This is a genomic window from Geothrix sp. (assembly GCF_049292215.1).
Lineage (GTDB): Bacteria > Acidobacteriota > Holophagae > Holophagales > Holophagaceae > Geothrix.
The window spans coordinates 18963-43518 of record NZ_JBATQW010000091.1 but is presented as its reverse complement, the minus strand read 5'-3'; the positions used below and the strand labels follow the sequence as shown (position 1 = coordinate 43518).

General features: G+C 66.7%; 22 protein-coding genes. 12 read left to right on the top strand and 10 right to left on the bottom strand.

The genetic code is table 11. The annotated features are described in order from the left end of the window. Positions 1-31: 31 nt before the first annotated feature. Both gyrB and gyrA read left to right on the top strand, forming a co-directional pair. Positions 32-2587, top strand: a complete 2556-nt coding sequence (gene gyrB, locus WAS25_RS15200) for a DNA topoisomerase (ATP-hydrolyzing) subunit B (RefSeq protein WP_422313618.1) — start codon at positions 32-34, stop codon at positions 2585-2587. Between the two features lie 55 nt (positions 2588-2642). Then, entirely contained in the window at positions 2643-5246 is a 2604-nt protein-coding gene (gene gyrA / locus WAS25_RS15195) for a DNA gyrase subunit A (RefSeq protein ID WP_422313616.1), read from the top strand. Positions 5247-5303: 57 nt separating this feature from the next. Here the strand turns inward: gyrA and WAS25_RS15190 are convergent, their stop codons facing one another. Together WAS25_RS15190 and glyA are read right to left on the bottom strand one after the other, a co-directional pair. Further along, a complete protein-coding gene (locus tag WAS25_RS15190; protein ID WP_422313614.1) occupies positions 5304-5735 on the bottom strand; it encodes a gamma-glutamylcyclotransferase family protein in 432 nt (143 codons plus the stop codon). Between the two features lie 69 nt (positions 5736-5804). Further along, positions 5805-7043, bottom strand: coding sequence for a serine hydroxymethyltransferase (gene glyA, locus WAS25_RS15185; protein WP_422313612.1), 1239 nt, complete (start codon positions 7041-7043; stop codon positions 5805-5807). A gap of 118 nt (positions 7044-7161) precedes the next feature. On the opposite strand from glyA, the gene purB reads away from it, so the two are divergent. The 4 genes from purB (at position 7162) to WAS25_RS15165 (ending at position 10973) form a co-directional block, all read left to right on the top strand. Further along, on the top strand, positions 7162-8613 hold the full coding sequence (gene purB, locus WAS25_RS15180; RefSeq protein WP_422313610.1) for an adenylosuccinate lyase: 1452 nt from the start codon (positions 7162-7164) through the stop codon (positions 8611-8613). Between the two features lie 16 nt (positions 8614-8629). Further along, a complete protein-coding gene (locus WAS25_RS15175) occupies positions 8630-9457 on the top strand; it encodes a hypothetical protein (RefSeq protein WP_422313608.1) in 828 nt (275 codons plus the stop codon). Positions 9458-9465: 8 nt separating this feature from the next. Beyond that, complete coding sequence (locus tag WAS25_RS15170; RefSeq protein ID WP_422313606.1) at positions 9466-10113, top strand: 4Fe-4S dicluster domain-containing protein; 648 nt, start codon at positions 9466-9468, stop codon at positions 10111-10113. Positions 10114-10220: 107 nt separating this feature from the next. Then, positions 10221-10973 (top strand): hypothetical protein, encoded by a 753-nt coding sequence (locus WAS25_RS15165; RefSeq protein ID WP_422313604.1) that lies wholly within the window; start codon positions 10221-10223, stop codon positions 10971-10973. Positions 10974-11026: 53 nt separating this feature from the next. Here WAS25_RS15165 and zupT read toward each other — a convergent pair whose 3' ends face one another. The 4 genes from zupT to lipA all read right to left on the bottom strand — a co-directional run bounded on the left by zupT (position 11027) and on the right by lipA (position 15142). Continuing rightward, positions 11027-11827, bottom strand: coding sequence for a zinc transporter ZupT (zupT, locus tag WAS25_RS15160; RefSeq protein WP_422313602.1), 801 nt, complete (start codon positions 11825-11827; stop codon positions 11027-11029). A 182-nt stretch (positions 11828-12009) separates the two neighbouring features. Then, positions 12010-12159 carry a hypothetical protein gene (locus tag WAS25_RS15155; RefSeq protein ID WP_422313600.1) on the bottom strand — a complete coding sequence of 50 codons (150 nt, stop codon included), beginning with the start codon at positions 12157-12159 and terminating at the stop codon, positions 12010-12012. Positions 12160-12181: 22 nt separating this feature from the next. Next, the gene (locus WAS25_RS15150; protein WP_422313598.1) at positions 12182-13798 is read right to left on the bottom strand and encodes a tetratricopeptide repeat protein; all 1617 of its coding nucleotides are present in this window, start codon (positions 13796-13798) and stop codon (positions 12182-12184) included. Between the two features lie 417 nt (positions 13799-14215). After that, complete coding sequence (gene lipA / locus WAS25_RS15145; protein ID WP_422313596.1) at positions 14216-15142, bottom strand: lipoyl synthase; 927 nt, start codon at positions 15140-15142, stop codon at positions 14216-14218. A 42-nt stretch (positions 15143-15184) separates the two neighbouring features. Here lipA and WAS25_RS15140 point away from each other — a divergent pair, with 42 nt between their 5' ends. The 3 genes from WAS25_RS15140 to WAS25_RS15130 all read left to right on the top strand — a co-directional run bounded on the left by WAS25_RS15140 (position 15185) and on the right by WAS25_RS15130 (position 18541). After that, the gene (locus WAS25_RS15140) at positions 15185-16090 is read left to right on the top strand and encodes a hypothetical protein (RefSeq protein ID WP_422313594.1); all 906 of its coding nucleotides are present in this window, start codon (positions 15185-15187) and stop codon (positions 16088-16090) included. 79 nt (positions 16091-16169) lie between these two features. After that, entirely contained in the window at positions 16170-16580 is a 411-nt protein-coding gene (locus WAS25_RS15135) for an EamA family transporter (protein WP_422313592.1), read from the top strand. Positions 16581-16597: 17 nt separating this feature from the next. Then, positions 16598-18541, top strand: a complete 1944-nt coding sequence (locus tag WAS25_RS15130; protein ID WP_422313590.1) for an APC family permease — start codon at positions 16598-16600, stop codon at positions 18539-18541. Here the strand turns inward: WAS25_RS15130 and WAS25_RS15125 are convergent, their stop codons facing one another. Both WAS25_RS15125 and WAS25_RS15120 read right to left on the bottom strand, forming a co-directional pair. Then, positions 18542-19255, bottom strand: coding sequence for a hypothetical protein (locus WAS25_RS15125; protein ID WP_422313588.1), 714 nt, complete (start codon positions 19253-19255; stop codon positions 18542-18544). A gap of 106 nt (positions 19256-19361) precedes the next feature. After that, positions 19362-20975, bottom strand: coding sequence for a M4 family metallopeptidase (locus tag WAS25_RS15120; protein WP_422313586.1), 1614 nt, complete (start codon positions 20973-20975; stop codon positions 19362-19364). A 179-nt stretch (positions 20976-21154) separates the two neighbouring features. Here WAS25_RS15120 and WAS25_RS15115 point away from each other — a divergent pair, with 179 nt between their 5' ends. Genes WAS25_RS15115 through WAS25_RS15105 form a run of 3 tightly spaced genes read left to right on the top strand, consistent with a single transcriptional unit; the run spans position 21155 to position 23308 of the window. Then, entirely contained in the window at positions 21155-22450 is a 1296-nt protein-coding gene (locus WAS25_RS15115; protein WP_422313584.1) for an MFS transporter, read from the top strand. 34 nt (positions 22451-22484) lie between these two features. Then, the gene (locus tag WAS25_RS15110) at positions 22485-22889 is read left to right on the top strand and encodes a ribonuclease domain-containing protein (protein ID WP_422313582.1); all 405 of its coding nucleotides are present in this window, start codon (positions 22485-22487) and stop codon (positions 22887-22889) included. Continuing rightward, on the top strand, positions 22889-23308 hold the full coding sequence (locus tag WAS25_RS15105; protein ID WP_422313580.1) for a barstar family protein: 420 nt from the start codon (positions 22889-22891) through the stop codon (positions 23306-23308). Before WAS25_RS15110 ends, WAS25_RS15105 begins: the two co-directional genes overlap by 1 nt. On the opposite strand, the gene WAS25_RS15100 is transcribed toward WAS25_RS15105, so the two are convergent. Both WAS25_RS15100 and WAS25_RS15095 read right to left on the bottom strand, forming a co-directional pair. Continuing rightward, positions 23305-23757 carry a nuclear transport factor 2 family protein gene (locus WAS25_RS15100; RefSeq protein ID WP_422313578.1) on the bottom strand — a complete coding sequence of 151 codons (453 nt, stop codon included), beginning with the start codon at positions 23755-23757 and terminating at the stop codon, positions 23305-23307. The two genes, WAS25_RS15105 and WAS25_RS15100, sit on opposite strands and share 4 nt — an antisense overlap. Positions 23758-23774: 17 nt before the next feature. Next, a complete protein-coding gene (locus WAS25_RS15095; RefSeq protein ID WP_422313576.1) occupies positions 23775-24407 on the bottom strand; it encodes a YceH family protein in 633 nt (210 codons plus the stop codon). Between the last annotated feature and the right edge of the window lie 149 nt (positions 24408-24556).

Sequence of the window (24556 nt, the reverse complement as noted above, 5' to 3'; positions counted from 1 at the left end):
CACTTCACCGCACCCAACCAAGTGAGTCTTGATGTCTGAAGAAGTCCTTAGCGCACGCGTGCACACCCCCCTGGAAACCGACAGCTACACCGCCGACAACATCACGGTTCTGCGAGACCTCGAGGCCGTCCGCAAGCGGCCCGGCATGTACATCGGCGATACCGACGACGGCAGCGGCCTGCACCACATGGTCTACGAGGTCGTGGACAACTCTGTTGATGAAGCCCTGGCGGGCTTCTGCAAGCGCGTGGACGTGATCCTGCACGGCGATGGCTGTTGCACGGTGGAGGACGACGGCCGCGGCATCCCTGTGGACATCCACAAGGAAGAGGGCCGCAGCGCCGCCGAAGTGATCATGACCGTGCTCCATGCCGGCGGGAAGTTCGACAACACGAGCACCGACGGGAAGAACGCCTACAAGGTCTCCGGCGGCCTCCACGGGGTGGGTGTGTCCTGCGTGAACGCCCTCTCCGCCAAGCTCTGGCTCACGGTCTGGAAGGACGGCCAGGAATACGCCATGACCTTCTCCCAGGGCAAGGCGGACGCCCCCCTGCGGAAGGTCGGCCCCACGGCCCGGCGGGGCACCAGGGTGAAGTTCCAGCCCGATCCCGAGGTGTTCAACAACGTCCTCGAGTTCAGCTTCGAGACCCTGAGCCAGCGCCTCCGCGAGCTGAGCTACCTGAACCAGGGTGTCCACATCCGCATCACCGACGAGCGCACCGGGGACACCCACGACTTCGTCAATGCCGGCGGAATCAGCGCCTTCGTGGAGCACCTGAACCGGAACAAGGTGGTCCTCCACAAGCCCCCGATCTTCATCAAGGACGAGAAGCAGGACACCACCGTGGAGGTGGCCCTCCAGTGGAACGACTCCTACCAGGAGACGCTGTACTGCTTCACGAACAACATCCGCAACCGGGACGGCGGCGCCCACCTGGAGGGCTTCCGGGCCGCCATGACCCGGGTCATCAACGCCTACGCGGAGAAGAACAACCTGCTGAAGAGCGCCAAGGTGAGCCTCTCGGGCGAGGATGTGCGCGAGGGCCTCACGGCGGTTGTCAGCGCCAAAGTCCCTGACCCCAAGTTTTCCAGCCAGACCAAGGATCGCCTGGTCTCCAGCGAGGTCAAGGGCATCGTCCAGACCATCGTCTACGAGAAGCTCTCCAGCTTCTTCGAGGAGAACCCCCGGGAGGCGAAGGCCATCCTGGAGAAGGCCATTGAGGCCGCCCGGGCCCGCGAGGCGGCCCGCAAGGCCCGCGAGCTGACCCGCCGCAAGGGCGCCCTGGATGGAGGCGGCCTGCCTGGCAAGCTGGCGGACTGCCAGGAGAAGGACCCGGCCCTCAGCGAGATCTTCCTTGTGGAGGGTGACTCCGCCGGCGGCAGCGCCAAGCAGGGCCGCCACCGGGCCACCCAGGCCATCCTGCCCCTCAAGGGCAAGGTCCTGAACGTGGAGAAGGCCCGTTTCGACAAGATCCTGGGCCACAACGAGCTTCGGGTCCTGATCCAGGCGCTGGGTACGGGCATCGGCAAGGAGGAGTTCAAGGTCGAGAACCTCCGTTACCACAAGGTCGTGCTCATGACCGACGCCGATGTGGACGGCTCCCACATCCGCACCCTGCTGCTCACCTTCTTCTATCGCCAGATGCCGGAGCTGGTGGAGCGGGGCCACCTCTACATCGCCCAGCCGCCGCTCTACAAGGTCAAGAAGGGCAAGACGGAGAAGTACCTCAAGGACGAGCGGGCCCTCGAGGAATTCCTGTTCCAGAAGGCCCTGGACGGCTGGAGCCTCACCCTGCCGGATGGCAGTGAGCACAAGGGCGCCGTCCTGGTCCGCGAGATGAAGAAGTGGGGCGAGGTCCAGCAGCTCTACGGCAAGCTCAACCGCCGCGGCTATGCGCGCCCCATCGTGGACGCCCTCCTGGCCGAGGGCCTGCTGGACGTGGACCGGTTCGCCAACCGGGAGGCCCTTGAGCAGCTCTCCGCCGCCATCACCAAACAGAAGCTCGGCACCTGCGAGATCGAGACCACGGAGGCCGTCGAGCTGCCGGCCGAGGGCGAGGATCCCGCCATCACCATCCCCACCAGCTACCGCCTCCGGGTGGTGCGCATGCACCTGAGCCGCCCCATCACCCTCTGGATCGATGACCAGGTGGCCCACTGGGGCGAGTTCCGGCGCCTGGCCGCCCTCCAAGTCGAGCTGGCCGCCTTCCACGGGGGCGAGCTCCGGCTGCGCCGCCTGAAGGACATCAAGGAGCCCGCCAAGGAGAAGGAGGACGAAGCCGAGGAGGGCACCACCAAGTTGGGCAAGGAGCAGGTCTTCTTGGACCCGGAGGCCATGCTGGCCATGGTCCTAGAGGAGGGCAAGCGCGGCCTGGGCATCCAGCGCTACAAGGGCCTTGGCGAGATGAACCCCGAGCAGCTCTGGGAGACCACCATGGATCCGGAGCGCCGCACCCTGCTGCAGGTCCGGGTGGACGACGCCGTCGAGGCGGATGAGATCTTCACCATCCTCATGGGCGATGCCGTGGAACCCCGGCGCCGCTTCATCGAGACCAACGCCCTCCTGGCGGAGAACATCGACATCTAAGCCGTTGTTTTTCAGGCATGTCGAGCAGCGTTCCACGTAGAACACCGAAGGACACATGAACCAGAACCGAATCGAGCCGTTGGAAATCGAAAAGGAAATGCGGAAGTCCTACCTGGACTACGCCATGAGCGTCATCGTGGGCCGGGCCCTGCCCGATGTCCGCGACGGCCTGAAGCCCGTGCACCGGCGCGTGCTCTTCGCCATGAAGGAGGCCGGCAACGACTGGAATCGGGCCTACAAGAAGTCCGCCCGCACCGTCGGCGACGTGATGGGTAAGTACCATCCCCACGGCGACTCGGCCATCTACGACACCCTCGTCCGCATGGCCCAGCCCTTCTCTATGCGCCACGTGCTGGTGGACGGCCAGGGCAACTTCGGCTCCATCGACGGCGATTCTGCAGCGGCCATGCGCTACACCGAGGCCCGCCTCTCCCGCCTCGCGGCGGAGCTGATGGGCGACATCGACCAGGACACGGTGGATTTCGGGCCCAACTACGACGGCAGCATGGAGGAGCCCCTCGTCCTGCCCTCCCGGTTCCCCAACCTCCTGGTGAACGGATCCCAGGGCATCGCCGTGGGCATGGCCACCAGCATCCCCCCCCACAACCTGCGGGAGTGCTGCAACGCCCTGGTGGACCTCATCGACAACCCGGCCCTGGGCATGGACGGGTTGATGGCCCACATCAAGGGGCCCGACTTCCCGGGCGGCGGCATGATGCTGGGGACGGAGGGCGTGCTGGATGCCTACCGAACCGGCCGCGGGCGCTGCGTCGTCCGGGCCAAGTCCCACGTGGAGCAGATCCGGCGGGCGGGAGACCGGGAGCAGCTTGTGTTCACCGAGCTGCCCTACCAGGTGAACAAGTCCACCCTCATCGAGAAGATCGCCGAGCTGGTCCGGGACAAGAAGATCGATGGCATCAGCGACCTGCGCGACGAGTCTGATCGGGAAGGCATCCGCCTGGTCGTCGAGCTGAAGAAGAACGAGCCCAGCGACATCGTCCTGAACCAGCTCTACCAGCAGACACAGCTCCAGAACAGCTTCCCCATCACCATGCTGGCCATCGTGAATGGCCAGCCCCGCGTCTGCACCCTGCGCGAGATCCTGCAGGAGTTCATCGGCTTCCGCCGCGAGGTGGTCACCCGCAGAACCCTGTTCCAGCTGCGGAAGGCCGAGGAGCGCCACCACGTCCTCATGGGCCTCAAGATAGCCCTGGATCACCTGGACGCGGTCATCAAGCTCATCCGCGCCGCCAAGAGCCCCGAAGAAGCCAAGGCCGGCCTCATGGCGGGCGCCTTCGCCACCGCCGCGGCCCTGAAGAAGGACCCCACCCTCTGCCTGTCGGCCGTACAGGCCCAGGCCATCCTGGACATGCGGCTCCAGCGCCTGACCGGCCTGGAGCGGGAAAAGATCCTCGACGAGCTGGCTGAGCTCGAGAAGACCATCGCCAAGCTCAAGGCCATCCTGGCCGACGAGGGCCTGCTCCTGAAGGTGATCAAGGAGGAGCTCCAGCAGGTGGCGGAGCAGTTCGGCAACGACCGCCGCACCGAAATCACCGGGTATTCCGGAGAAATCCGCATGGAGGACGTGGTCCCCGATGACCCCATGGTGGTCACCATGTCCAAGGCGGGCTACATCAAGCGCACCGACCTCAACGCCTACCGCCGCCAGCGGCGGGGGGGCAGGGGCAAGGTGGGCATGAAGACCAAGGACGAGGACTTCGTCGAGCAGCTCTTCATGACCAAGGCCCACGACACCCTCATGGCCTTCACCGATAAGGGCATTGTCTATGCCCTCAAGGTCTACGACCTGCCCGAGGCCGCCGCCTCCACTCGGGGCAAGCACATCCGCAACCTCATCTCCCTGAAGGACGGGGAGAATGTCGTGACCCTCATGGCCCTCCGGGACTTCCCCGAGGGCGAATACCTGGTCTTCGCCACCAGCGACGGCACGGTGAAGAAGTCCAGCCTGGCCGCCTACGCCAACATCCGCGCCAACGGCCTCATCGCCCTGAACATCGATGACGACAACCGCCTGGTGACGGTGCGCCGGTCCACTGGCGCCCAGCAGATCGTCCTGGCCACAGCCCAGGGCAAGGCCATCCGCTTCCCCGAAGAGGATGTCCGCGCCACGGGGCGCGCCACCACCGGCGTCCGCGGCATGAAGCTGGCGGCCAAGGACCACATCGTGGACATGGAAGTGGCAGATCCCCTGCCGGACCTGCCGGAAGGCGTGGAGCCCGACGAGAGCACCGAAGACCACGGCATGCTGCTGACTGTCTGCGAAAAGGGCTACGGCAAGCGCAGCCTGCTCCAGGACTACCGGCTCCAGGGCCGGGGTGGCACGGGCGTCATCAACATCCGCGCGGGCGTCCGCAACGGCCACGTGGTGGGCTTCAAGCTGGTCAAGCCCGGGGAAGGGTGCCTCCTCATCAGCCAGGAAGGCATGGTCATCCGCTTCCTCATCGACGAGGTCCGCAAGACAGGGCGCAATGCCCAGGGCGTCGGCCTCCTCAAGCTGGCCAGCGCCGAAGACCGCGTGGTCGGCCTGGCCAAGATCGACGCCAGCGCCATGGCCCTGGACGAAGAGGACGACCTGACCGAGGCCGAGCTGGCCCACCCGGGCCCCGACGAGGGTGGGGAGCAGCCCAAGTTGTTGTAGCCGACGATTCTTTCGTCATGCACAAAACGGTGCGGACTTGTCCGCGCCGTTTTAGCGTTAGAGGTAGGGCGCCCAGTCGCCGTCCAGGATTTCCAGGGCTTCCCGCTCCAGCCGGGGCAGGCGTTCCACATGGAACAGGTAGACCCATGCGTGGTACCGGAGGCCGCCCTCCAAGACCACGGGCCGGACCTCCCGGGTGAAGAGTCCCTCCTCCACGCCCTCCAGGGGGTCCAGGTCCGCCAGGGCGAAGTCTAGGTCGGCCCCGTCCTCGTACCCCACGAAGTCGCCTCGAACCCAGCCGGGGCCAGGGGGTGGTACATCGGGATCCGTCACGGGTACCAGGGCCGGGTAGCCCGCCGACAGGTGAAACAACCGCCCTGCCACCCAGGCCCCGGTGAGGCCCTCCGGGTGGGTGCGCTGCAGCCAAGCATGGTTCGAGCCGCCCTCGCGCAGCGTCCCGTAGACGAACAGCCCGTCGGCCTCGACCATCATGCCCTCCCCGAAAAACATACCGCCAAAACGCGAAGCGTTTTGGCGGCGGGATGAGGTCGAAACGGGTTATTCGGGGATCGGGAACTGGTCGGTCAGGTGGAAGACCTCCTGGCGGACTCGCGCGAAGGTGCTGTCATCCGCACGGTGGCGCAGGGTCAGGTCGAAGAAGCGGGCGATCTGGTCCATCTCCTCCTCCTTCATGCCGCGGGTGGTGAGGGCGGGACTGCCGAGGCGGATGCCCGAGGGCTTGAGGGGGGGGTTCGGGTCGAAGGGGATGCCATTCTTGTTCGTGGTCATGCCAGCGCGGTGGAGGCAGTCCTCAGCTTCGTTGCCAAGCAGGCCGTGGTCACGCAGGTCCACCAGGAAGAGGTGGTTGTCCGTGCCGCCGCTGACGATGCGCCAGCCGCGCTCCTGGAGGCCCTTGGCCAGGGCGTGGGCATTGCGGATCACCTGGCCGCTATAGGCCTTGAACTCGGGCTGCTGCATCTCGTGGAAGGCCACCGCCTTGGCGGCGATGATGTGCATGAGGGGACCACCCTGGACGCCAGGGAAGACGGCCCGGTCGATGTCCTTGGCATATTGGGACTTGCAGAGAATCAAGCCACCGCGGGGGCCGCGCATGGTCTTGTGGGTGGTCGTAGTTACATAATCAGCGTGCGGCACGGGGTTCGGGTGGTGCCCGGTGGCCACCAGTCCCGCAATGTGGGCCATGTCCACCATGAGCAGGGCGCCCACCTCATCGCAGACCTCACGGAAGCCCTTGAAGTCCCAGGTCCGGCTGTACGCGGAGGCGCCCACCACGATCATCTTGGGGCGGTGCTGCAGGGCCAGGGCACGGACTTCGGCCATGTCCACCCGCTCGTCCTCCTGGCGCACGTGGTAGGGAACGAAGTTGTAGAGGATGCCGGAACTGTTCAGGGGGTGGCCGTGAGTGAGGTGGCCCCCGTGGGCCAGGTCGAGGCCCATGACCGTGTCGCCGGGTTTCAGGGCCGCCAGGTAGACGGCCATGTTGGCCTGAGCGCCGCTGTGGGGTTGCACGTTGGCATGCTCGGCGCCGAAGATCTGCTTGGCGCGATCCCGGGCCAGGTTCTCGATGATGTCCACCTGGCTGCAGCCGCCGTAGTAGCGCTTGCCGGGATAGCCTTCGGCGTACTTGTTGGTGAAATGGGAGCCCATGGTCTGCATGACCGCGCGGGAGGCGTAGTTCTCCGAGGCGATGAGTTCCAGGTGGTGCCGCTGGCGCTGGACTTCCAGCTCCAGGGCCTGGAACACAGCGGGGTCAGAGGTTCGGATCACTTCATACATGGCGGGGGCTCCCGGGTGATGCCCCTATCCTAGCGGCTGGGCGGCTTCGCGGGGCGCGCTGTTCGTGAGCGGGATCACAGGTCGGCGGCGTGTGAGACACTGGAGGGCCGGAGTTCTCATGCCCTTCCTGCCGCCCCACGATGGTCCCGAACTGGAGCGTTTCGAGCATCCCCTGGCCAGCCGCTACGCCAGCAAGGCCATGGTGCGCCTGTTGTCGCCGCTGTACCGTCAGCGGGTGTGGCGCCGGCTCTGGATTGCGCTGGCGGAGTCCGAATCCGAGCTGGGCCTGCCCGTGACGGCCGCGCAGATCGCCGAGCTGAAGGCCAGCCAGGACGATGTGGACTTCGACGCCATCGCACGCCACGAGGCCGCCCTGCGCCACGATGTGATGGCCGCCATCCACGCCTGGGGCGAGCAGGCGCCGGGTGCGCGGCCCATCATCCACCTGGGGGCCACCAGCTGCTTCGTCACGGACAACGGCGACCTGCTGATCTCCCAGGAGGCGCTGCAGCTGCTGCGCCGCCGCCTGCAAGACGTCATCGCCGCCCTGGCGGCCTTCGCGGCCCAGTGGCAGGATCAGCCCACCCTGGGCTTCACCCACTTCCAGCCGGCCCAGCCCACCACCGTGGGCAAGCGCGCCTGCCTGTGGCTGCAAGACCTGCTCCTCGACCTGGAGGACCTAGACCACGTCATCGGCACCACGCCGGTCCGCGGCGTGAAGGGCGTGACCGGCACCCAGGCCACCTTCCTGGAGTTGTTCAACGGCGATGGCGCCAAGGTGGAGGAGCTCGAGCGGCGCTTCTGCGCCAAGGTGGGCTTTCCCGCCATCCCCGTCTGCGGCCAGACCGCCACACGCAAGCTGGAGGACCGCGTCGGGCAGGTGCTCTGCGGCATCGCGGCCTCGGCCTCCAAGTTCGCCTGCGACCTGAGGCTGCTCCAGCATCTGAAGGAAGTCGAGGAGCCCTTCGAGACCAAGCAGATCGGCTCGTCGGCCATGCCCTACAAGCGCAACCCCATGCGCAGCGAGCGCATCAACAGCCTGGCCCGCTTCGTCCTGGGCCTCATGCCCAGCAGCTACCAAACCACGGCCACCCAGTGGATGGAGCGCACGCTGGATGACTCGGCCCACCGCCGCCTCACCATCAGCCAGGGCCTGCTGGCGGTTGACGCCATCCTGGTGCTGCTCAAGAACGTGGCCTCGGGCCTGGTGGTGAACCCCCGGATGATCGAGGCCCGACTCATGAGCGAGCTGCCCTTCATGGCCGCCGAGGTGATGCTCATGGAGGGCGTGAAGCGCGGCGGGGACCGGCAGGACCTCCACGAGGCCTTCCGTGTGGCCTCCCTGGAGGCCGGTCGCCGCATCAAGCAGGAGGGGCGTCCCAACGAGCTGCTCTCCCTGCTGGCGGCGGATCCCGCCTGGGCCATGAACGAGGCCGAGCTGGCCGCCCTCCTGGATGCCGCCCGGTTTACGGGCCGCGCCGGCGACCAGGTGCGCCAGTTCCTGGCCGGCCCCGTGGCCGCGGCCCTGCAGGACCACGTCCCAGCCGAAGAAGCCGCCGTCCGCGTCTGAGCCCGAAAGGTATTCCATGCTGAAACTTGCCGTCATCGGCGCCCAGACGCTCCTGGGGCGCGAGCTCGTCAACGCCCTCGAGGCCCGCGAGGCCTCCGTGGTGCCCCTCTCCATCGGCGCCCTCACGGTGGAGGAGGAGATCGGGGACCTGGTGGTCTTCGCCCCCAGCAAGCTGCTCCTGGAGGGGCTCGACGCCGTCCTCCTGGCGGACACGCCCGACTTCGAACTCCTTGAAGGCTTCCCGGGCCGCATCCTGGACCTGCGGGCCGAGCCCGAGGCGCGCCTCGATCCGATGCCCCTGGCCGGGCCCTGGCCCCAGGGCGCCAAGTCCCTGCGCGGCCGCCCAGCCCTTGAGCAGGTCCTGGCCCTCCTGCCCAGCCTGCTCGAAGGCTTGGGCGAGGTGGGCGGCACCCACCTGCGCTCCGTGGCCTGGATGGGGGACCGGGGCCTGGAGGGCCTCGTGGAACAGACTCTGGCCGTGCTCAACGGCGAGGACCCCGACCTGAAGAAGCTGGGCTACCGCCAGGCCTTCGAGGTGGTGCCTGTGACGCCCACCGTGGGAAAGGGGCGGCTCATCGAGATCCGGGTGCCCTCCTTCCACGGCGACCTGCTGGTCCTGCAGGTGCGTGCCTTGGACGGACAGTCCCTGGCCAAGAAGGAGGCCCCCGCTGGCGTGAAGTGGGTGGATGCCGCGCCCAGCTCCCGCGATGTGGCGATCAGCCCCGAGCTCCTGGCCCACATGGACCTGACGAGCGACGGGAAGGCCGCAGTCCTCACCCTAGGCTTCGATCCCGTGCTCTGGGGGGTGCTGCGGCCCACCATGCGCGTGCTGGGTTTGATGTAGGACGCCCCGTGGCCAAGAAGCTGGACGAACCCCAGGAGCGAGGGGACTTCTTCAAGTCCCTGGGCACCCTGTTCGCCGGCTTCGTGGCCAACCGTGTGGAGGATGCGGTGACAGGCCTGGGACCCAAGCTGCTGCGGCCGCCCGGGGCCCTGGACGAGTTCGAGTTCCTGACCAAGTGCACCCGCTGCGACCGCTGCATGCGTGCCTGCCCCGAGAACGCCATCCTGCTGGCGGCGCCCTCGGCGGGGCTGGCCCTGAAGACCCCCTACATCGATCCCCGCAGCGTCCCCTGCTTCCTCTGCACCACGCTGCCCTGCATCCCCGCCTGCGACGACGGCGCCCTGGTCTGGCCGACCCTCAAGATGGCCGGTGGCAGCGGGCTCGAGGGCCCGAGGGCCGTCCGCATGGGCACCGCCCGCGTGAAGCCCGGCCAGTGTGTCACCTGGGGCACCCTGGAGCGTGAGGCCCGCGCCTGCCGCATCTGCGTGGACCGCTGCCCATACCCCGAGGAGGCCATCCGCATCGCGCCCCCCGCCGAAGGCGAGACCCAGGGCCACCCCTTGGTGGAGGCCGATGTCTGCACCGGCTGCGGGCTCTGCGTGTTTGCGTGCCCGGCGGAGCCCACGGCCATTGTGGTGGAGCCACGACGCGGATGACCCGCAACCAGGCGACCACTCGAGGTGTCATTGAGGTGCCGCCAGGACCTTGCTAGAGTCGGTCATCACGCTGTTCAAACAGATACCGTCATCCTGCCGAGGGATTCATGCTGTCATGGAACCAGCCTTCGGCATTTGCCGTCCAGCACCGATTTGACCGACTGTTCTACCTCGGCTTCGCCGTGGTCGCCTGGGCTGTGGTCATCATCGGCTTCGGCCCGGGTCTGGTGGATCGGCTACAAGGCCGGCTGCCGCCGCCGCCCCTCATCCTGCATGCCCATGCCGCGGCGTTTACCGGATGGCTGGCTCTGTTCACCACCCAGACCCTCCTGATCCGGGCGCATCGGACGGACGTGCACAAGAAGCTGGGCACCATCGGAGCCGCCCTGGCTGTGGCCATGGTCTACCTGGGCATTGCCACGGCCTTGGCGGTGCATCGCGAGCGGTTTGAGGCCGGGCATGGCGAGCGCATCTCGTTCCTGATCGTGCAGATCATGGGCATGGTCATTTTCGGCACCTGCGTGACCCTGGCCCTGTTCCTCCGCAGGAACCCCTCCGCGCATAAGCGGCTGATGGTCCTCGCGACGGTCGAGCTGCTGGGTGCCGGCTTTGGCAGATCCCTTGGGCGCGTCCTGATGAAGCAGTTCGGCAGTGGCCTGATCGGCTTTCCGCTGGCCCTATTCGCCGGGGGCTATGCGCTGATCGTTCTGGCCATGCTTTACGACCTCTGGACCCGCCGACGCGTCCATCCGGTCTATCTCATCGGCCTGCCCGCCATGATGGCTGCGCACCTGGTGATGTCGGTGATCTTCCACCACCCCTCCTGGCCTCCGGTGGTTCGGACGCTGATCGGCCATTGATCCGGCAGGGGAGCCAAGCCAAAGACGTGATCGCGGCCTTGAGTAGAGCCACGCTAGAGGAGAAGCAGCAGGCTCAGCGCCATCACCGCCATGCCGGCCACCAGGCCGCCAATGCAATGGTGGTGCTTGCCGTACTTTTCGGCCGTGGGCAGCAGCTCGTCCAAACTGATGAACACCATGATTCCAGCCACCCCTGCGAAGACCAGGCCGAACAGGGCATCGCTGACTAAGCTGTGCAACAGAAAATAGCCGAGCACAGCGCCCGCAGGCTCAGCCAGCCCTGAGAGGAAGGAGTAACCGAGGGCCTTCCTCCGGCTTCCGGTGGCATAGTAGTTCGGCACGCTGACGGCGATGCCTTCCGGGATGTTGTGGATGGCGATGGCGGCCGCGATGGGTAGACCGAGCCTGGGCTCCTGCATGGTGGCCATGAAGGTCGCGATTCCCTCAGGGAAATTGTGGATGGCGATGGCCACAGCCATGAACAGGCCCGTTCGGGCAAGGGCCGGCCGGCCGGCGGGATCTTCGTGCAGCTCTTCGATCCGATGCGCTTCATGGGGATTCCCGGCCCTGGGCACGAGTTGGTCAATGAGGGCGATCAGGGCAATGCCCGCGAAGAAAGCCAGTGTGGTCACCCAGGCCCCGCCCCGCGGTCCATAGAGCACAGAAAGGGAGCCCTGGGCCTTTGGCAGGATCTCCATGAAACTGACGTAGAGCATGACGCCGGCGGAGAATCCCAGGCTCACCGAAAGGAAGCGGGTGCTGGTGTGGCGAGCGAAGAAGGCAATGGCGCTGCCGATGCCGGTGGAGAGGCCGGCGAACAGGGTAAGACCGAAGGCGAGTGTGAGATCGGACATGACCCCATCTTAGGTGCTCCGGATAAAGGAAAGGCCGCCCGGGTGGTGTGGGCCAACCCAGGGAGTGTGAGCCTCGGTCAGGCGATGCTGATGCCTTCGAAGTCCGCCGCTTCTTGGGCCTTGAAGCTGGAGCGCACCAGGGGCCCGGCGTAGACGCTGGTGAAGCCGAAGGCCTTGGCCTTCTAGCCCAGGGCGGCGAACTCGTCCGGGTGCACGAACCGCTGCACGGGAAGGTGGTGGCGCGTGGGTCGCAGGTACTCGCCCAGGGTGAGGGTGTCCAGGCTGGCGTTGACCGGTGCATTGACGGTGGTTTGCAGTTCGGCAGCGATCACGCCGAGATGGGGCGGACGCGGGTCATGGACCAGGCCGCAGCATATGCCGAAAGGCTTCCTCGAGGGCCTGGGTGAACCGTCTCTGATCGCATAGCGGGGAATGGGCCACGACCGTCCTCAGGCGGCTGCGCAGGTTCGCAAGCTGGTGCACATCCTCTGAGAATGCCGATGCCAGGGCGGCGAAGTCCTCGGCGCAGGTTGTGGCGAGCCCGCCCAGTCCCACCGCGGTCAGGAGGGAGAGCCCCACCCTGGCTGCATGCAGATTCCCTACCTGCGTAATTACCGGGACACCCATCCAGAGGGCCTCACAGGTGGTCGTCGTGCCGTTGTAGGGGAAGGTGTCCAGGGCAATGTCCACCTTCCCGTAGGCGTTGAGGTGATCGCGCATGCCGGTGATCATCCCGGAGCACTCGATTCGTCCTGGATCGATTCGACGCAAGGCAAATCTTTTCCGCAGCTGCTCACAAGCCAAAGCGTCTGAAAAACAAGCGGCCTTGACGAACATTCTTGAACCAGCGGTGCTGTCGAGGGCGCGGCACCAGAGGTCGAGCGTGTCATCGGAGAGTTTCGTCGCATTGTTGAACGAGCCGAAGGTGACATACCCATTGGACAGGGCCGGAAGGGCTGCGGGTTCTGGCGCATTCGGAAAGGGGGCATAGCAGAGAAAAGGAACGGGAAGACGGACCAGCCGCTCCGTGGCAAAGGCGTCAGCCCCCTCTGGATCGGTGAAAGAATCCACCAGGCGGAAATCCATAAAGGGACAACCCGTGGTGGCCGGGTAGCCCAGATAGGTCACTTGGACCGGGGCCGGACGGAGGCTGAATAGACTCAGGCGGTTATCAAGCATGTGTCCGCTCAGATCAACAAGGATGTCGATTCCATCGGACTCGATCCGATGGGCCACATCGGCATCGGCGATACCCGTGATGTCCTGGAAATGGTCAGACTGCTCCTTGAAAAAGCTGGTCATCCAGTCAACCCGGCTGTTGGCCGAATAGCAGAAGATTTCGAAGGCATCCCGGTCGTGGTTGTTGAAGATCCCTGCGAGGAAATAAGCGACCGAGTGCTGACGGAAGTCTCCGGAAACATAGCCAATCCGGATGCGCCTGCCTTCGGTCCAAGGCAGGGCCTTCTCGGGGACGCCAGGGTAGTCGTAGCAGAGAGCCCGGTGAGCCTCGGCCAGCCCCGCACCATCTGTGGCGATGTTGTTGAGCACCTGGAGGAAATTGTCCCTGGAGACACGGTTGCCAGGATTCAGGTCAATCGCCCGCTGCAGCGCCTCAATTCCCTCGGGGCTCCGCCCTTGTGAGGCCAGCGCCAACCCGAGGTTGCTCCAGGCCAAGTCGTGCAAAGGCTGGTGGAGGAGGATGCGGCGGCACGCCTCCTCGGCTGCGACGTGCGCTCCAAGTTGAAAGTGGGCGCAGACCAGGTTATTGAGTGCATCGACCGAATCAGGACGAAGCCTCAGGGCTTGCAGGAGCTGGTCCCGTCCCTCGAGGTGGCGTTCGCAGTAGAGCAGCGCCGTTCCGTAATGCAAATGGAAGGAGAAACCGGAACGACCTGAGGCGGCCACCTCGGTGTAGGCCTCAAGGGCCTCTGGCCAGCGGTTGGCGCGGGCAAGCGCATCGGCCTCCGCCATTCTGCCTGTGAAGGAATCCCTTGCCAACGCGCAGCCCCTTCGTGTGTGTGAAAGCGCCAAACAGGATCTCGATCGAGTTCTGGGAAGCGGAAACAGCCTACGGACAGGTATCCGGGGGACTCGGTGAACCTTCATAGTCGAACAAAGTCTTGCCTCCCGAGTCGAGCCCTAATTGTCCAACAGGTTCGTTCTCTGAGCCGCTGACCTGGCCGGGTTCGGCGAGCAGCCGATGCGCCGGCAGTCTGGGTCGACTGGAGAGGCCAGGGTGACGCCCCAGGCCCCTGGGCGCCACCCTGGCGGTGGACCGAGTGTTCTCGGCTTGGCCAAGCGCCTCCCTGGCCAGCTACCCACACGACGACGCCATCGCCCTACCGAACACCACCCATGGCGAGGCCATCCGGACAGGGCTGGTTAACCCTAGGCGATGCTGACCCCGTCCATCTCGGCCACCTCGTGGGCGTTGAAGCTGGAGCGGACCAAGGGCCCGGCGTAGACGGTGGTGAAGCCGAAGGCCTTGGCCTGCTGGCCCAGGGCGGCGAACTCGTCCGGGTGCACGTAGCGCTTCACGGGCAGCTGGTGGCGGGTTGGGCGCAGATACTGGCCCAGGGTGAGGATGTCCACGCCGTGCTTGGCGAGGGCTTCGAAGACGGTCAGCAGCTCAGCCTCTGTTTCGCCCAACCCGAGCATGAGACCGCTCTTGGTCTTGAAGGCCGGACCATAGAGCGAGCTGCCCAGCTCCTTGGCGTGGCGCAGGACGGACAGGCTGCGCTCGAACCTTCCCGCGGGCCGCACCTCCGTGTAGAGGCTGGGCACGGTCTCGGTGTTGTGGTTGAACACGGCGGGACCGGCGGCCACCACCCGGGCCACGGCGTCGAGGTCGCCTAGGAAGTCGGGCACCAGCACCTCCACGCCCACGCTGGGATTGCGGCGCTTGATGGCCAGGACGGTCTCGGCGAAGTGGGCGGCGCCGCCATCGGGCAAATCATCCCGGTTCACCGAAGTCAGCACCGCGAAGCGCAATCCGAGCGCGGCCACGCGCTCGGCCGTCTCACGGGGCTCGTCGGGATCCAGGCCCCGCGGCTTGCCGTTCTGGATGCTACAGAAGCCGCAGGCCCGGGTGCAGACGTCGCCCATGAGGAGGAAGGTGGCGGTGCCGTTCGTGAAGCAGTGGGTGCGGTTGGGGCAGCGGGCCTCTTCGCAGACCGTGTGCAGGTGCGAGTCCCGTAGGTCGCGTTTCATGCCGTGCAGGTCGGCGAGGCTCACGCGTTCCCGGGTGATCCACTCGGGCAGGCGGGGGTGGCCTTCCAGCACTTCGCGGCCCACGCGCTTTGAGAAACGGGCCATCTGGCCTCCTTGCGAAGTTCCAGTTTCCCGTAGCATTCAGGAATGTCCAAGCCGCTGTCCAGGTTGCTGCGCCGGGAGCAATGGGCCTTCCTGGCCCGGGATCGCTCCGCCTGGGGCGAGCACCTGGCGCGGGTGCGCGCCTTCCTGGGCGAAGGCCTCCAGGCGGCGGATCCCACTCGGCCGGTGCTCATTCTGGGGGCGGGTTCCGGACTGGAGATTCCCTGGGCCCTGGCCCCCCGGGACACCACGGGCTGGGATGGGGATCCCTGGAGCCGGGCCTGGACGGCCCTGCGCCACCGCCGCTGGGCGCCATGGGTCTTCGCGGATCTGACGGGTGGTCTGGCGGCGCTGGAGGCCACGGCCCGCCGGGCGGCCCGGGAGTCCTGGACGGGCCGGCGCCGGGATCCCGAGGTCGCGGCCCTGCGTCTGGCGGGGCTTCTGCCTTCTCTCCAGCCGGATCCGGCGCCCCTGAGGGCCTGGCTCGATGCACACCGCCCGGGCACCATCCTGGTGGCCAACGTCATGGGGCAATTCGGAGTGGTGGCCGAACGCCTGGTGGAGGGCGCCTTCGCCCTGCCGCCCTTGGAGGTGGATCCGGAGCGCCCCGATCCCCTGGCCACGGCCCTGGAAGCCTGGACGGGCCGGGCCCTCCGGGCCTTCCTGGGGGTGTTGGCTGAAAGCGGGGCAGACCTGTGGCTGGTGCACGACCGGGCCGTGGTTTTCAGCGGCGGGGCGCTGGCGCTGGGTCCCTGGGCCGAGGCCTGGAGCGGGCAGCTGATCTCAGAAGGGGCGCCCATCGAAGCCAGTGACGCGCTGGCCGGCCTAGAGCTGCCCACACTGCTGGCCTCGAACGGATACGAGACTCTCAGCCGGGAGCGCTGGCTCTGGCCCGTGGGCGTGGGACAGCGGCACCTGGTTGAAGCCATCGCGGCGCGGCGTCCGGAGTGAAGAGGCTGTGGTGTCCGTCAACCCTTGTCCCCACAAGCTGCCGTAACAGCCATAATGGTCGCCTTGGAGCGTGTCGGGTATGGCGTGGGTAGGCTGGGCGTTGGTGGCGATGGGCTTCATGGGATTCGCCAACCTGGGGATGAAGGCGGCCGGCCTGCGCGGGCTGGAGCCGGCCTCCGTCCTGCTCTGGGTGGTGCTGGGTGAGATCCCGGTGGCCCTGGCCTACTGGTTCTGGCGGGGGCGGCCCGCGGGGCCCGGCGGCGGCGTGGCCTGGGGTCTCGCCGCCGGCCTCTGCACGGCCCTGGCCCTGATCCTCCTGAACGAGAGCTTCTCCCGCGGGGCCAAGGCCGCCCTGGCCGTGGGCATCATGAACGCCAATTTTGCGCTGGTGGCCCTGCTGGCCTTCTTCCTCTTCCGCGAACAGCTCCAGCCCTCCAAGCTGGTGGGCCTCGCGGCCACCCTTTCCGGCCTGTGGCTGATGGCCCGATGAACCAGGAACCCTGAACGATGGCCTCTCTCCGTAGATTCCTCCTGGGTCAGCGCCTCGCCAGCGGCGATTCCTCCCATACCAAGGTCAGCAACGTCATCGGCCTGTCCGTGTTCAGCTCGGACGCCCTCTCCTCGGTGGCCTACGCCACCCAGGAGATCATGGCGAGCCTGTCCAGCAACCTACACGGGGTGGCGGCGGCCGTGACCGTGGCGGCAGTGCATCCGCTCTACGGCCTCTCGGTGCCGGTGGCCCTCGGCATCGTGGGTCTCCTCGCCATTCTCGGCATCAGCTACCGGCAGACCATCCTCGCCTATCCCACCGGCGGCGGGGCCTACATCGTGGCCAAGTCCAACCTGGGCGAGCTGGCGGCCCTGGTGGCCGGCTCGAGCCTGCTGCTCGACTACATCCTGACGGTCTCGGTGTCCGTCTCCTCCGGCGTGGCGGCCATCACGGCGGCCTTCCCCGTGCTGAATGGCCACAACGTCTCGCTCACGGTGTTCGCCATCGTGTTCATCGCCCTGGCCAACCTCCGCGGGGTGAAGGAGAGCGGCGCCCTCTTCGCCATTCCTACCTACGGCTTCGTGGCCCTCATGCTCATCATGCTGGCCGTGGGGACGATCCGCACGATGGTCGGCGGCGGACCCACGCCGGTTCAGGCGCAGCAGGCCCTGGAGCACACCCAGCGTTTCGGCGGCCTGGCCATGGTCTGGATCTTCATGCGGGCCTATTCCGCCGGTTGCACCGCGCTGACCGGGGTGGAAGCTGTCTCCAATGGCGTGCAGGCCTTCAAGGATCCCGCCGAGCACAACGCCTCGAAGACCCTGGTCTACATGGTCCTCCTCCTGGGCGTCATGTTCCTGGGCATCACCCTGCTCTCCCAGCGCTTCGGCATCACCTACCAGCACAGCACCGACCCCAGCGTCGTGGCAGAGACCCTCCTCTCAAAACTGGCCAAGGCCATCTATGGCGACGTCACCCACGGCCTGCCCAAGCTGATGTACTACCTGACCCAGACCTTCACCTTCGCGATCCTGGTGGTGGCAGCCAACACTGCCTACGCGGACTTCCCGCGCCTCGCGGCGCTCATGGGGCGGGACAACTACCTGCCCCGGCAGTTCGCCAGCCAGGGCGATCGACTCGTCTTCTCCAACGGCATCCTGATTCTCACCGCCGTCAGCTGCTTCCTGGTGTGGATCCTCCACGCCAACACCGACCTGTTGCTGCCCCTGTATGCCCTGGGCGTCTTCACGGGCTTCACCATCTCCCAGGCGGGCATGGTCGTCCACTGGCTGAAGCTCAAGGCGAGCGAGCCCCGCTGGCTCAGCAAGGCCCTCATCAACGGCGTAGGCATGGCCGCCTCGGGCATCGTCATGGTGGACATCGCCATCACCAAGTTCGCGCACGGCGCCTGGCTGGTGGTGGTGCTGATCCCGATGATGGTCTGGCTGTTCCTGCAGATCCACCGGCACTACATCCGGGTGAAGTCCATCCTCGCCGCCAGCCGGGCAGAGTTCCTGCCCCACCGCCGGAACCGGGTGGTGGTGCTGGTCTCGGGGATCCACTCCGGCGTCGTCCAGGCGCTGAACTACGCCAAGGTGATCGCCGACCACGGCGAGGTGGAGGCCATCACCGTGGACTTCCCGGATGAGAACGGCCGGGAGAGTGCCTCCCTGGAGCGCCTGCGCTCAGACTGGCCCCGGTACTGCGAGGGCATTCCCCTCCGCGCCATCCGGAGCCCCTACCGCAAGATCGTGGAACCCATCGTGGAGGAGCTTGACCGCATGCGCTGGGTGGAGCCCGAGTACACCATCACGGTGATCCTGCCGGAGTTCGTCACGGGGCACTGGTGGGCCAACCTGCTCCACAACCAGACGGCCTGGCGCATCAAGGGCACCCTGTTGATGAAGCCCAAGACGGTGGTGATCTCCATCCCCTACCACCTGGAGCCCATCATCGAGTGATCAGCGGAGCCGCGAGGTGGGCCGGGACAGCAGCTCCTGGCCGCTGAGCAGCTCGGCCAGGGTCTGGTGGCGCGGGCTCAGGATCATGCAGAAGAAGCTGAGCGGGAAGCACACCACGGACAGCAGGTGGACCAGGGAGAAGGTCATGCGCCGCTCGGCGGTGTTCTCCGGCAGGGTGACGCCGAAGAACCCCATCATCGGGGACTGCCCCGCGAGGACCAGCGGCGCCATGAAAAAGACCCAGGAGGTCGCCAGCAGGTAGGGCACGACCAGCAGCCAAGCACCCTGCAGCAGGCGGGCGGGCGGGATGCCCAGGGCCCAGGCCGGCAGGGCCAGGGCCAGGCCCTGCACCATGGTCAGGAGCAGGGCCTCGGTGAGTTCCACTTTGACCAGGGGCCAGAAGCTGGCGGCAGGCTCTTGGCTGTCCAGGGCGGGCAAGGAGGGGGCTGGGGTTAAGGGCGCGAGCTCCATGGGGCGCTGAAGCTCGTCGAGGCTCACTTCTACCGCCACTGGCGCCACGCGGCCGAGCGCGGGGGCCGTCAGCGTCCGGGGCGGGGGCTCATACGACGCCTGGGCCAGGGCCGAGGCCTGGAAGAGCAGGGGCCGGCCCTGGCGGGGCGGGGCCAGGGCCAAGCCGCACTCCGGGCACTCTGCCGCGAGGGGCGAGAGGCGGGTGTGGCAGCTGGGGCAGGTGCGCCGGGAGGGTGAAGACATGCCCCAACTATCGCCGGGCAAGAGAAGTTGTAACAAGCGGTATCGGCGATGCGATATGGGAGGGGCCCGGAGTCCCCGGGCCCCTCCCTGCGAGTCCTGATGGGACTCAGTTCACGTTGATGGCCTTGAAGGCGTTCACCACTGCGGCATACTCGACGCTGGTGGAGCCATAAAGGCTGGTGGCGGCGCTGAGGCAGGCGGTTTTTGCACCGGCGTAATTGGTGCTGGAGGTCATGTAGGCGGTGAGGGCCTTGTAGACGATGCGGGCGGCCTTGTCATTGCCAATGCCCGTCATGCCGCCAGGCAGGTACGTGGATGCGTAGTTACCGGTGCCCGTGCCCTGGCTCAGGAAGTAGAAGCAGCGGTTCATGGGGCCGCTGGAGTAGTGCACGTCCAGACGCTTCAGGGTGCTGCTCCAGGCATCCTTGGAGGCACCGTCCAGGCTGGGCTTGTACATGTAGCGCAGGGGCTTAGGGAAGCTGGGCGTCTGGAGTTGCTCACCGATGGTCCAGTTGCCGCCTGTGGTGGGGATGGCGGCGCCGGTGCTGCCACGATAGAACTCGGCCATCGTGCCGAAGATGTCGGACATGGACTCATTGAGGCCGCCACTCTCGGCGCGGTAGGTGAGGTTGGCCGTGCGACTGGTCACGCCGTGGGTCATCTCGTGGCCGGCCACATCCAGCGCTGTGAGGGTGAGGAAGCTGCTGCCATCGCCGTAGGTCATGCAGAAGCAGGTGTCGGACCAAAAGGCATTGTCATAGCTGTTGCTGTAGTGGACGCGGCTGTAGGCCGCGGTGCCGGCGTTATCGATGCCGTTGCGGCCAAAGACGTTCTTGTACATGTCCCAGGTGGTCTGGACACCAAAGTGGGCGTCCACCGCAGCGGTCTGACCGTTGGCGGCGGTGGTGGAGGAGCCCTCCACATAGTTCGTCCCATCGCCCCAGGTGTTGTCGGCATCTGTATAAATGGTGCCCACACCGCTGGTGGCGTGGTTCAGGTTCGTGGTGTAGTTGCCCGTGGTACCGCGGGTCATGTCGCGCATCTCGTAGCCGCTTGCGGTGCTGTTGGTCTGCAGGGTGACTGTGCCGGAATACTGGCTTTTCCCGCTCCCACTGGCCGCGGTGGTATGCAGGGTGCTCCACTGCTCAAGGATGGCCCCGCTGTGTGCGTCCACCAGGAAGTCGGTGTGCCGGGTTTCTTCGGCACCGTTCTCCAGCTCGGTGTGGATGTGGTAGGCGAGGGCGGGCCGGGACAGGGTGCGGGTGCCGCGGGGGGTGTCGAGCTCTCGGGTGACGGTGGCGACCACCAGCTCGGAGGTGGGGACATGGGCGTAGGCGCCCTTCGGGGCCAGGGTCTGGTGGGCCATGGCCAGGGCCTCCGAGGCCGCCAGGCTGGGAGTGACGTTGAGGTTGAGACCTCGCACGATGGCATCGGTGCGTTCGGTCACCAGGCCGCCGCGCAGATGGACGATGGTCTCGCCCTCGAACACGCGGACACCCTTGTAGACCTGGTTCATGCGCACATGGGCTTCGCCGGTGGCCTCCTCGACCACGTTCTTCGTGGCGAACGTGTGGTTCCTGTCGAGGCCGAGCTCATAGATGCGGGCGTCGAGGTGCCGGGCGGCTTCGCTGGCGATGGGGGCGTCCGCAGGGCGGGCGGCGAAGGCGGGGACCACGAGCATCGTGGCCGCAGCGAGGCGCAGTGCGAGGTTGGATGGCATACAGTCCTCCCGGGGAGCGGGTTGGCTCCGGGTCGGGAAAGGGTGGATTGAAAGAGATATGAAAAAGATTCTATGCGCGATCCCCCATAAAACCAGGGGTGAATTTACCCAAAGTTGTTTCCCGGCATGGTGCCGCCCCCGTGATGGCAGGATGGAGGATTAGCCCGTCCGGGAGTTCCATGACGCCAGCCACCCACGTCCTTGACCGCCCCGCGCCACCCCCGGCGTTCCGCTGGCTGGTGCTGGTCGTCATCAGCCTGGCCATGTTCGGCAACTACTACGTCTACGACGCCATCAGCCCCCTGGCGGATGTCTTGCAGAAGCAGCTCGGCTTCACGGATGGCAACATCGGCCTCCTGCAGGGCATCTACAGCGTCCCGAACATCGTGATGGTGCTGCTGGGCGGCATCCTCATCGACCGCATCGGCGTCAAGAAGGCCACCTTCATCTTCGGCGTGCTCTGCTTCCTTGGTTCGCTCGTCACGGCCATGAGTCCCAAGCTCTGGGTGATGGCCTCGGGCCGGCTGATATTCGGGCTGGGCGCCGAAAGCCTCATCGTGGCGGTCACGGCGGCGGTGGCCCAGTGGTTCCGCGGCAAGGAGTTGAGCTTCGCCTTCGGCATCAACCTCCTCATCGCCCGCCTGGGCTCCTTCGCGGCCCTGAACAGTCCCACCTGGGCCCGCGGGGCCTTCGGCTCCTGGCGCACGCCCCTGCTCATCGCCACGGTCTTCGGCGCCATGTGCGTCATCGCCGCGGGCATCTACTGGCTCATGGAGAACAGCGCGGCGCGGAAGTACACCCTGGGCTCGCAAGGCGGCACCGACAAGGTGGTCTGGGGCGACCTGTTGAAGTTCAGCCCCACCTACTGGTACGTGGTGGCCCTGTGCATCACGTTCTACAGCGGCATCTTCCCCTTCCAGACCTTTGCGGTGAAGTTCTTCCAGGATGCCCATGGGGCCACGCGCGAGCTCGGCGGCTTCCTGTCCTCCATGCTCACCCTCTTCGCCATGATCGGCACACCGCTCTTCGGCCTCCTGGTGGATCGGGTCGGCAAGCGGGCCCTCTTCATGATGCTGGGCAGCCTGCTGCTGATCCCCGTCTACCTGCTCATGGCCTACACCCACGTCAGCCTCTACGTGCCCATGGCGATGATGGGGATCGCGTTCAGCCTCATTCCCGCCGTCATGTGGCCCTCCGTGGCCTACCTGGTGCCCGAGGCGAAGCTGGGCACGGCCTATGGCCTCATGACCCTCATCCAGAACGTGGGCCTGGCGGGCTTCAACTTCCTCATCGGCTGGGCCAACGATCATGCCGGGGCCAGCGCGGCCAATCCGAACGGCTACCGGCTGGGCATGTGGATCTTCAGCAGCCTCGGTTTCTTCGGATTCCTCTTCGCGTATCTGCTGCGTCGTGCGGAGACCGGTCCGGATGCCAAGGGGCTCGAGACCATCACCACCGCTAACCAGCCCACCTGAGGCGCTACACTTTCCGACAACGCCCGGAGCTGTCATGACCCGCTGGAGAAGCACCCTCGCATCCCTGGCCGCGGGCCTGGTGTGCGCGGCCGCCCTCCTCCTGCCCCCGGGCTGTGGGCCTCAGGCCCCGGTCCCCCCGCCGGTCCAGGCCCAGGTCGCCGTACAGGATCCGATTCCGGCCCACGCCCGGGAGACCCTGGCCTATGTTCGCCAGCACGGCTATGCCCCGCCGGGCTACGTGGGGGGGCGGGTCTTCGGGAACTACGAGGGACAACTGCCCCGCTACAACGCCAAGCGGAAGCGCATCGATTACCGCGAGTGGGACGTGCGGCTGCGGGCCGAGGGCAAGAACCGCGGCAGTGAGCGGCTGGTGACCGGGAATGACGGACGGGCCTGGTATACGGCCGATCACTACCGCACCTTCCTCGAAGTGAAGTGATGGCCCTGCCCTTCCTGGGGTCTGCCCTGATCCAGCCCTGGCGGGGGACGGCCGGGGAGCTGGTGGCTGCGGCCGCGGGGCAGTCGACCCTGTGGTGGCTGCGGGGCTCCCGCATGCGCACCAGGCAGGGACTCATGGACGAGTGGGCCGCCGCCGCACAGTTCCCGCCCCACTTCGGCGGCACCTGGGATGCGCTGCGGGATGCCCTGGCCGACCTGCCTGAAGGCGGCACCTTCCTCGTCCTGGATGCCGATCAACTGCTGCAGGAGGCATCGCCCGATTCGCTCGGGACACTGCTGGCCGTGCTCCGTGACGCCAAGGCGGACCTAGCCCCATTCCCGCTTCGGGTGGTGTTCCAGGCAGATCCGGAGCACTACGACACCCTGGCCGCAGGACTTCGGGCCATCGGCCTGGATTAGCGTCCCGCCTTGACTCTATAGGCGGCCAGACCGCGCAGGGCCTCGGCCCGCACCCTGGCCTGGAACCAGGGCGTCCAGCCCAGCAGGAATCCTGCTGGGCCAAAAGCCTGGCGAGCCCAGGCCCAGAAGCTGAAGTGATCGCGATGGGTGCGGATGAGGCCATCTTCCAGGGTGAAGGTGGCTTTGATGCGGTTGACCACAGGGCGGCCCGTACGGATGAAGGTATAGCGCGCCTCCCACCGGGCTGTGGTCTCGGCGCCGATTTCCCGAAGCACCTGGTGCGAGACCGCAAGATCGGTGGCGCGGCCCAGGAGCATGGCCCACATGGCGCAGGCGGCCTGACGGTCGAGGGGGCCGAAGGCCGGATCCTCGAAGGTGGCGTCGGGGTGGTAGCAGGCGGCCATGGCCGCGGCATCCCGCTGGGCGAAGGCCTCATAGAACCGATCCACCACGGCCGCCTGGCCCATCAGAACTGAGCCCTAAAGACCTCGAAGGCCGAGCGCAGTTCCGCGAGCTCCTCCCGCAGGGAGGCCACCTCGGCCTCCAGGTGCTCCAGGCGTCCCGCGCGAGGGGCAGGGGGCTCGGAGCCCTGGGGGGCGCTCGTGACGACCTCGCCTGAGAGGAGGTGGGCCACCCGCGCCTCACGGGCGCCGGGGGCTCGGGTCAGGCGGACCACCAGGGGTGGGTCGGCCTCCATCAGGACCGCCAGGCAGCCCTCCACCTCCTCGAGGTCGAGGAAGTTGTACATGCGGCGGGTGTTGGTGCGGAGCTCTCCGGGGGTCTGGGGGCCGCGCAGGAGCAGCTCCGCGAGGAGGGCCCCCTCCTGCACCGACAGGTTCCAGGTGGGCTTGGCGGTGTGGGCCACCTTCAGCACGCGGCCGGGCCAGTGTTCCGCGAGACCCCTGGCGATGAGGGACTGCACGGTCTCCTGGACATCGGCCTCCACCAAGGCCAGGACGGGCTCGCGGTTGCTGGACTGGTTGCAGGCGTTCAGCAAGCTGTTCATGGACAAGGGATACACATCAGGTGTGCTCAACTGCTTCTCCAGCAGGCAGCCAAGCACGCGGCACTCCAAGGGGCTGAGGTCGAAGTCGGGCATGGGGCATTATCCACCACCCCAAGCTGTGACTTCGAACCCCCTGGTTTTTTATTCGGACCGCCGTATCCTTAACCCATCTCTTGAAAGAGGACTTTCAACTCTTAAACGCGGCGAACCTCTTTTGATGTCGCCCCGCTTCCACCTTCGCG